The sequence below is a fragment of the Pseudomonas sp. 05L36 genome, assembly GCF_056398125.1.
The window spans coordinates 1-2,578 of sequence record NZ_JBFTOU010000070.1 but is presented as its reverse complement, the minus strand read 5'-3'; the positions used below and the strand labels follow the sequence as shown (position 1 = coordinate 2,578).

Annotated in this window: 1 rRNA gene; it reads left to right on the top strand. The window is 51.8% G+C overall.

Annotation, left to right across the window (positions count from 1 at the left end):
- Nucleotides 1-55: 55 nt before the first annotated feature.
- A 23S ribosomal RNA gene (locus AC1DKH_RS30255) occupies nt 56-2,578 on the top strand; the annotation flags it as partial.

Here is a 2,578-nt window from a genome sequence, read left to right as displayed (position 1 = left end):
CGAATTTTCGGCGAATGTCGTCTTCAYAGTATAACCAGATTGCTTGGGGTTATATGGTCAAGTGAAGAAGCGCATACGGTGGATGCCTTGGCAGTCAGAGGCGATGAAAGACGTGGTAGCCTGCGAAAAGCTTCGGGGAGTCGGCAAACAGACTTTGATCCGGAGATGTCTGAATGGGGGAACCCAGCCATCATAAGATGGTTATCTTGTACTGAATACATAGGTGCAAGAGGCGAACCAGGGGAACTGAAACATCTAAGTACCCTGAGGAAAAGAAATCAACCGAGATTCCCTTAGTAGTGGCGAGCGAACGGGGACYAGCCCTTAAGTKGMTTTGAGATTAGCGGAACGCTCTGGAAAGTGCGGCCATAGTGGGTGATAGCCCTGTACGCGAAAATCTCTTRKYMATGAAATCGAGTAGGACGGAGCACGAGAAACTTTGTCTGAATATGGGGGGACCATCCTCCAAGGCTAAATACTACTGACTGACCGATAGTGAACTAGTACCGTGAGGGAAAGGCGAAAAGAACCCCGGAGAGGGGAGTGAAATAGATCCTGAAACCGTATGCGTACAAGCAGTGGGAGCCCACTTTGTTGGGTGACTGCGTACCTTTTGTATAATGGGTCAGCGACTTATTTTCAGTGGCGAGCTTAACCGAATAGGGGAGGCGTAGCGAAAGCGAGTCTTAATAGGGCGTCTAGTCGCTGGGAATAGACCCGAAACCGGGCGATCTATCCATGGGCAGGTTGAAGGTTAGGTAACACTGACTGGAGGACCGAACCGACTACCGTTGAAAAGTTAGCGGATGACCTGTGGATCGGAGTGAAAGGCTAATCAAGCTCGGAGATAGCTGGTTCTCCTCGAAAGCTATTTAGGTAGCGCCTCATGTATCACTGTAGGGGGTAGAGCACTGTTTCGGCTAGGGGGTCATCCCGACTTACCAAACCGATGCAAACTCCGAATACCTACAAGTGCCGAGCATGGGAGACACACGGCGGGTGCTAACGTCCGTCGTGAAAAGGGAAACAACCCAGACCGTCAGCTAAGGTCCCAAAGTTATGGTTAAGTGGGAAACGATGTGGGAAGGCTTAGACAGCTAGGAGGTTGGCTTAGAAGCAGCCACCCTTTAAAGAAAGCGTAATAGCTCACTAGTCGAGTCGGCCTGCGCGGAAGATGTAACGGGGCTCAAACCATACACCGAAGCTACGGGTATCACCTTCGGGTGATGCGGTAGAGGAGCGTTCTGTAAGCCTGTGAAGGTGAGTTGAGAAGCTTGCTGGAGGTATCAGAAGTGCGAATGCTGACATGAGTAACGACAATGGGTGTGAAAAACACCCACGCCGAAAGACCAAGGTTTCCTGCGCAACGTTAATCGACGCAGGGTTAGTCGGTCCCTAAGGCGAGGCTGAAAAGCGTAGTCGATGGAAAACAGGTTAATATTCCTGTACTTCTGGTTATTGCGATGGAGGGACGGAGAAGGCTAGGCCAGCTTGGCGTTGGTTGTCCAAGTTTAAGGTGGTAGGCTGAGATCTTAGGTAAATCCGGGATCTTAAGGCCGAGAGCTGATGACGAGTTACCCTTTGGGTGACGAAGTGGTTGATGCCATGCTTCCAAGAAAAGCTTCTAAGCTTCAGGTAACCAGGAACCGTACCCCAAACCGACACAGGTGGTTGGGTAGAGAATACCAAGGCGCTTGAGAGAACTCGGGTGAAGGAACTAGGCAAAATGGCACCGTAACTTCGGGAGAAGGTGCGCCGGTGAGGGTGAAGGACTTGCTCCGTAAGCCCACGCCGGTCGAAGATACCAGGCCGCTGCGACTGTTTATTAAAAACACAGCACTCTGCAAACACGAAAGTGGACGTATAGGGTGTGACGCCTGCCCGGTGCCGGAAGGTTAATTGATGGGGTTAGCTAACGCGAAGCTCTTGATCGAAGCCCCGGTAAACGGCGGCCGTAACTATAACGGTCCTAAGGTAGCGAAATTCCTTGTCGGGTAAGTTCCGACCTGCACGAATGGCGTAACGATGGCGGCGCTGTCTCCACCCGAGACTCAGTGAAATTGAAATCGCTGTGAAGATGCAGTGTATCCGCGGCTAGACGGAAAGACCCCGTGAACCTTTACTATAGCTTTGCACTGGACTTTGAATTTGCTTGTGTAGGATAGGTGGGAGGCTTTGAAGCGTGGACGCCAGTTCGCGTGGAGCCAACCTTGAAATACCACCCTGGCAACTTTGAGGTTCTAACTCAGGTCCGTTATCCGGATCGAGGACAGTGTATGGTGGGTAGTTTGACTGGGGCGGTCTCCTCCTAAAGAGTAACGGAGGAGTACGAAGGTGCGCTCAGACCGGTCGGAAATCGGTCGTAGAGTATAAAGGCAAAAGCGCGCTTGACTGCGAGACAGACACGTCGAGCAGGTACGAAAGTAGGTCTTAGTGATCCGGTGGTTCTGTATGGAAGGGCCATCGCTCAACGGATAAAAGGTACTCCGGGGATAACAGGCTGATACCGCCCAAGAGTTCATATCGACGGCGGTGTTTGGCACCTCGATGTCGGCTCATCACATCCTGGGGCTGAAGC